Raw genomic sequence first — 6200 nt, 5'->3', positions numbered from 1 at the left:
ACCAATCAGCTGGCCGCACTGCTCGACGCCCACTGGCCCGGGGCCAAGGCCATCTTCGCCAACATCGAATCGGCCATCGCCCTGGCGTTCCTGAGTCGCTACCCGACCGCCACGTCGGCGGTGTCGCTGACCGAGAAACGACTCGCTGCGTTCTGTGCGAAACAGGGCTACTCGGGCAAGAAACCCGCCACCGTGCTGCTGGCCCGCTTGCGGTCGGCACCGGGCGGCCCGGCCGACCCGGTGCTGTCCGAAGGCATCGCAGACGCGGTCCTCGCTCAGGTCAGTGTGTTGAGTACGCTCAACGCCGCGATCAAGGCACTGGACCGTTCTATCGCCGAGAAGATGGCGGTTCATCCCGACGGTGAGATCTTCCGGTCTTTCCCCCGCGCGGGCACGGTCAACGCCGCGCAGATCCTCACCGAATGGGGTGACGCCCGCGAGGTGTTCGATCACCCCGACGCCATCGCCGCGCTCGCCGGGGTCACCCCGGTCACCAAAGCGTCGGGCAAGCAACGTGGTGTGTCGTTCCGCTGGGCCTGCAACAAACGCCTGCGCCAGGCCATCACCACCTTCGCCGCGAACAGCCGGCACTCCAGCCCATGGGCCGCCGAGATCTACGACCGGGCACGCGCCTCGGGGAAAGACCACCCGCACGCCACCCGCATCCTCGCGCGAGCCTGGGTGCGTGTCATATGGCGCTGCTGGCAAGACGGCAGACCCTACGATCCAGCCCGGCACGGCGGCGCCCGACACAACACCGAACAGCAAGCCGCAGCCTGACTTTGATCTTGAGGTTGACACAAGGGGTGTCATGGGACATCCCTTCGCAGCAGCTTTCCGGTCGGCTCGCCGTCGACCTCGCGGCCACGCAGCCACGTGCGGTGCACGACGCCACGCAGGCGAGCTCCGGCGTACGGGGTGAGCGGGTGGCGGTGGTGCAGGTGCCCGACGGTGAACTCCTCGTCCGGCGCGAACGCCACCAGGTCGGCGTCCGCTCCCGGCGCGATGCGGCCCTTGGCGGTCAACCCGGCCAGGGCGGCCGGCCCGGACGCCATCCACCGCACGACATCGGCCAGTGCGTGGCCTCGGTGCCGGGCCTCGGTCCACACCACGGGCAGGCCGAGTTGTAGCGACGACACGCCACCCCACGCCGTGTCGAACCCGCCTTGCTTGGCCGACGGCGGCGACGGCGAGTGGTCGCTGACCACGCAGTCGATCACGCCGTCCGCGAGGCCCCGCCACAACCGGTCGCGGTTGGCGTCGTCGCGGATCGGCGGGCAGCACTTGAATTCCGTCGCACCGTCGGGGATCTTCTCGGCGGCCAGGGTGAGGTAGTGCGGACACGTTTCGGCGGTGACCCGAGTCCCCGCCAGGCGTGGCAGCGCCGAAGCCGCCGACAGGTGGAGGATGTGCGCGCGGGCGGAGTGCCGGCGGGCGCCGGAGATCACCGCGTCGATGGCAGCCCGTTCGGCCGCTTCCGGCCGTGCGGCAAGGAATTCGGGATAGGTCGGCCCGGCCGGGTCGGTGAGGGCGGCGCCGTCCTCGGCGTGGACGATCAGCAAGGCATCTACTGTGGACAGCTCGGCGAACACGGCATCGAGTCCGGCAGCGTCCAACGGTGGGAACTCCGGGACCCCCGACGGCGACAGGAAGCACTTGAAGCCGAACACCCCGGCCTCGTGCAGCGGGACGAGGTCGCCTAGGTTGCCCGGGATGGCGCCACCCCAGAACCCCACATCGACCACGCACTGGCCGGCCGCCGCGGCCCGCTTGACCTCCAGCGCCTCGACCGTCACCGAGGGCGGCAGGCTGTTCAACGGCATGTCCACGATGGTCGTGACCCCACCGGCCGCGGCGGCGGTGGTGGCGGAGGCGAAGCCCTCCCAGTGCGTGCGACCGGGCTCGTTCACGTGCACGTGCGTGTCGACCAGCCCCGGCAGCAGGGCCACGTCCAGGTCGAGATCCTGCCGAGCGTCCACAGTGGCCGAACGGTCGACCACCTCGACGATCCGCCCGTCCCGTACGCACACCGCGGCCGGACGTGGTCCGTCGAGCAGGTGGACCTCGCCGCTGCGCAGCACCAGGTCGATCATGCGACCGCCACCAGCCACTCCTCGGCCAGTCGAGCCGCCACCCTGGTGAGCAGGGCCGACGCCTCGGTGATGCACCGGGCCGGGTCGGGCTCGAGTTCGGTCAGCGGGTACACGGCATCGAAGCCGGCGGATCGCAGCTGCGCGGGGTCGAGCAGGCACCGCCCGGCCACGGCCACCACCGGCACCGACGCCGCCCGCGCCAGCGCCGCGATCCCGGCCGGTGCCTTGCCCCGCAACGTCTGCTCGTCCAGCGAGCCCTCGCCGGTGATCACCAGTCGAGCGCCGGGCACCGCCTCGTCCAGTCCCAGCAGCGAACCGAGCAACGCGATTCCGGGACGCATGGTCGCGCCCAGCACGGCCAGCGCCGCGAACCCGGTCCCGCCCGCGGCTCCCGCGCCCGGCAGGGCGGCAAAGGAAGGCCCGACCATCGACGCCCAGCGCGCCAGCCCTTCCTCCAGGATCCGCACGGCAGCCGGACGAGCACCCTTCTGCGGCCCGTAAACCGCGGCCGCGCCCTGGGGGCCGAGCAGTGGGTTGTCCACGTCGCAGGCGAGCTCGAACGTCACCCCGGCCAACGCGGGGTCCAAGGTGGACAGATCCACCGAACCCAAGTCCCGCAAGGCGGCCCCGCCCGGCGCCAGCGGCGCGCCGTGCCGGTCGCGCAACCGAGCGCCGAGCGCGCCAAGCATGCCGGCGCCGCCGTCGGTGGACGCGCTCCCACCCACGCCGAGCACCACCCGGCGCGCACCGGCCCGCATCGCCGCGGCGATCAGGTCCCCGGTGCCGGCCGTGTCCGCGGCCAGTGGTGCGGGCACGCCATCGGGCAGCCGGTGCAACCCGGACGCCTCGGCCAGCTCGACCACCGCCGTCTCACCGCGCAGGGCGAACGAGGCGGTGAGCGGCCGCCCGGTCGGCCCCCGCGCGGGCACGTCGACCCGCGCGAAGCCGGCGGCGACGGCCGCGGCGACCGTGCCCTCGCCGCCGTCGGCCACCGGCAGCAGCCGAAAGTCCGCCCCCGGCGTGACCGACCGGATCCCCGCGGCCACCGCCCCGACCACCTCGGTGGCGGTCAGCGAGCCCTTGAACTTGTCGGCCGCCACCAGCACGTACCCGGCGGGGTCGGTCACGGCACCGGCTCGAATTCCCGGACGGCGTCGATCGCCGGGCCGTGCGGGGTGTTGGCCTCGCGCTCGATCATGATCTCGACCAGCACCGGCCGCGACGTCTCGACCGCCTGCTTGCGGGCCCACTCCAGCGCATCGCGGATGTCGCCGGGGTCGACGACCCGGCGCCCGCTGCAGCCGTAGGCCTCCATGATCTTGACGTTGTCGGTGCCGTACTCGTCGTAGTGGATGTCCACCTGGTAGTTCATGTCGTAGGGCAGCGACGCCTGGCGGATCAGGCCGAGGTACTCATTGTTGATCATGATCAGCACGAACGGCACGTCGTACTGGGCGGCGACGGCCAGTTCCTCGACCATGTACTGGAAGCCGTAGTCGCCGACGATCCCGACGACTTCGGCATCCGGCTCGGCCTTCTTGACGCCGATCGCCGCTGGGATCTCCCAACCGAGCGGTCCGGCCTGCCCGCAGATCTGGTAGTGCCGTGGCCGGTAGGACTTCTGGTGCTGGCCACCCCAGATCTGGTAGAGCCCGATCGCGGTGACGAAGTACGTGTCCGCGTCGAACACGTCGTTGATCTCCCGGTACACCCGCGGCGCCTTGATCGGCACGCTGTCGAAGTCCTCGCGCCGGCCCAGGTTCGCCTTCAGCTCGGCGATCCGCGCGACCCACGACGCCGGGCCACGCCCGCCCAGCCCTCGGGACTTCGCCAGCTCCAGCATGGCCCGCAGGAAGAGCCGCGCGTCCGAGACGATGCCCAGGTCCGGTGGGAACACCTTGCCCAACTGGGTCGGCTCGATGTCAACGTGGATGAACTTGCGGTCACCGCGGTAGACGTCGAGCGTGCCGGTGTGCCGGTCGCCGAACCGGGCGCCGACCGCGAGCACCACGTCGGACTCCAGGAACGACGCGTTGCCGTAGCGCTGCGAGGTCTGCACGCCGGTCATCCCGGCGTACAGCTCGCTGTCCTCGTCGATCGCGCCCTTGCCCATCAACGTGACCTGGACCGGGATGTTCAGGTAGGCCACCAGCTCGCGCAGCTCGGGCGTGGCCTCGGCGGTGATCACGCCGCCCCCGGCGAGGATCAGCGGCCGCTCGCCGGCCAGCAGCAGGTCCAGCGCACGCTCGACCCGCGGCAGGTGCGGGCGGACCGGGTGCACCGGCAGGGCCGTGTCGATCGACGGGTCGTACTCGATGAGCTCCTTGGCCACGTCCACCGGGATGTCGATCAGGACCGGACCCGGCCGCCCGGAGCGGGCGACGCGGAACGCCTCGCGGAACACCCACGGCGCGGTCGCCGCCTCCTTGATCTGCACCGCCCACTTGGTGACCGGCTTGGCGATCTCCACGATGTCGACCGCCTGGAACGCTCCCTTGTGCAGGGCGGTGGACACCGCCTGGCCGGTGATGCAGATGATCGGGATCGAGTCGGCGTGGGCGGTGTAGAGGCCGGTGATCATGTTGGTGCCGGCCGGACCCGAGGTGCCGATCGCGATGCCGACCCGGCCGTTCGTGCGGGCCCAGCCGTCGGCCATGTGCGTGGCACCTTCCTCGTGCCGCACGGTCAGGTGCTCGATGCCCCCGACCTCCTCCATGGCCTTGTACAGCGGGAGGATCGCCGCGCCCGGGCAGCCGAAGGCGACGTCGACGCCCTCGTCGCGCAGCACCCGGACGACGGCTTCCATCGCGGGCATCTTCGCCATGTCAGGCTCCCATCCGGCCGGTGAACCGCTCGGCCACGGCCAGCAGTGCGGAGTGGTCGCGGTCGCCGAGCCCCAGGGCCCGGGCCGCCTGGACGTGCGCCGCCACCTGGAACGCGAACGGCAGGGCCAGCTCGGCGCGCCGCGCGGCGTCCAGCACGATGCCCATGTCCTTGTGGTGCAGGTCGATCCGGAACCCCGGGTCGAATTCCCGCGCCAGCATGGACCGGCGCTTCAACTCCAGGATCCGGCTGCCCGCGAGCCCACCGGCCAGCACGTCCAGCCCGGCGGACGCGTCCACACCGGACGCCTCCATGAGCAGGATCGCCTCGGCCACCAACGCGTACGTGCCGCCGACCACGAGCTGGTTGGCCGCCTTCACCACCTGACCGGACCCGGACGGCCCGACCAGCGCGGCCACCTTGCCCACCGCGTCGAAGACCGGTTGCGCTGCCTCGAAATCGGCCGGGGAGCCACCGACCATGATGGACAGCACGCCGTCCACCGCCCCGGCCTGGCCGCCCGACACGGGCGCGTCCAGCACCCGCACGCCCTTCTCGGCTCCGGCCGACGCGACCTTGCGCGAGGTGTCCGGTGTGACCGTGCTGAAGTCGATCAGCAGCGTGCCCGGCTTGAGGTGCTCCAGCACGCCGTCCTCGCCCAAGACGACCGAGAGGACGTGCGGGTCGGCCGGCAGCATGGTGGCCACGACGTCGGCGCCGTCCACGGCGTCCGCAATGGACTCCGTGGCGACCCCGCCGGCCGAAGCCAGCTCGGCGACAGCGGAATCCGAGAGGTCGTAGCCTCGAACGGTGAATCCGGCCGAAACCAGGTTGCGCGCCATGGGCGCCCCCATGATGCCCAAGCCGATGAATCCGATGGTCTTCATGCCACTCGCTCCTTGTCGATGGTGGACCGATACGCGCGCCAGTCGGCGAGCTCGGTGATGTCGGTCAGCCGGACGTGCGACGTGTAGGGCCGGCGCAGCAGCATCGCGAGCGCCGAGCTGCCGTCCGACAGCTCGATCACGCCCAGTTCCAGCTCGTGCGGCTCGCCCGGCAGTACCGTGTCCCGCAACAGGTCCATCGGCACGTCGTACAGCTCGCCGGTCACCGCGGCGCCCCCGTGGGCCACCGGGTAGAGCGCCGGGCAGGCGTCGCCGACGGAGTAGAACCGGTACTTCGCCGCGGTGGTCGTCGCGCGGACGAGGGGCGCGTCGCCGAGCAGGTGGTGCAGCGGCTCGCCGCGCATCGCCCCGCCGTTGAAGAACATCAGTGCCATCGACG

At 71.5% G+C, this 6200-nt stretch carries 6 protein-coding genes; 1 reads left to right on the top strand and 5 read right to left on the bottom strand.

The features are described 5' to 3' along the window. On the top strand, positions 1 to 780 hold a 780-nt coding region (locus EV186_RS16910; RefSeq protein ID WP_133850156.1), incomplete at its 5' end, for a transposase. Positions 781 to 809: 29 nt separating this feature from the next. Here EV186_RS16910 and allB read toward each other — a convergent pair. From allB to EV186_RS16885, 5 genes are read right to left on the bottom strand one after another with little or no spacing between them, the layout of a single operon-like run. Then, entirely contained in the window at positions 810 to 2090 is a 1281-nt protein-coding gene (gene allB / locus EV186_RS16905) for an allantoinase AllB (RefSeq protein ID WP_424982826.1), read from the bottom strand. Next, entirely contained in the window at positions 2090 to 3220 is a 1131-nt protein-coding gene (locus tag EV186_RS16900; RefSeq protein WP_133850154.1) for a glycerate kinase, read from the bottom strand. Before EV186_RS16900 ends, allB begins: the two co-directional genes overlap by 1 nt. Next, on the bottom strand, positions 3217 to 4917 hold the full coding sequence (gcl, locus tag EV186_RS16895) for a glyoxylate carboligase (RefSeq protein ID WP_133850153.1): 1701 nt from the start codon (positions 4915 to 4917) through the stop codon (positions 3217 to 3219). Before gcl ends, EV186_RS16900 begins: the two co-directional genes overlap by 4 nt. A gap of 1 nt (position 4918) precedes the next feature. Further along, positions 4919 to 5845 carry a 2-hydroxy-3-oxopropionate reductase gene (locus EV186_RS16890; RefSeq protein ID WP_243754102.1) on the bottom strand — a complete coding sequence of 309 codons (927 nt, stop codon included), beginning with the start codon at positions 5843 to 5845 and terminating at the stop codon, positions 4919 to 4921. Next, positions 5800 to 6195, bottom strand: a complete 396-nt coding sequence (locus EV186_RS16885) for an allophanate hydrolase-related protein (protein ID WP_133850151.1) — start codon at positions 6193 to 6195, stop codon at positions 5800 to 5802. The genes EV186_RS16890 and EV186_RS16885 overlap by 46 nt, the downstream gene beginning before the upstream one ends. Positions 6196 to 6200 lie beyond the last annotated feature (5 nt).

This window comes from Labedaea rhizosphaerae (assembly GCF_004362825.1).
Taxonomy (GTDB): Bacteria; Actinomycetota; Actinomycetes; order Mycobacteriales; family Pseudonocardiaceae; genus Labedaea; species Labedaea rhizosphaerae.
This window is presented reverse-complemented; position numbering and strand designations above follow the sequence as displayed.

Bases quoted from the DNA above. Each gene is read 5' to 3' on its own strand.
- gcl (WP_133850153.1), bottom strand. From the start codon at position 4,917: ATGGCGAAGATGCCCGCGATGGAAGCCGTCGTCCGGGTGCTGCGCGAC.
- EV186_RS16885 (WP_133850151.1), bottom strand. From the start codon at position 6,195: ATGGCACTGATGTTCTTCAACGGCGGGGCGATGCGCGGCGAGCCGCTG.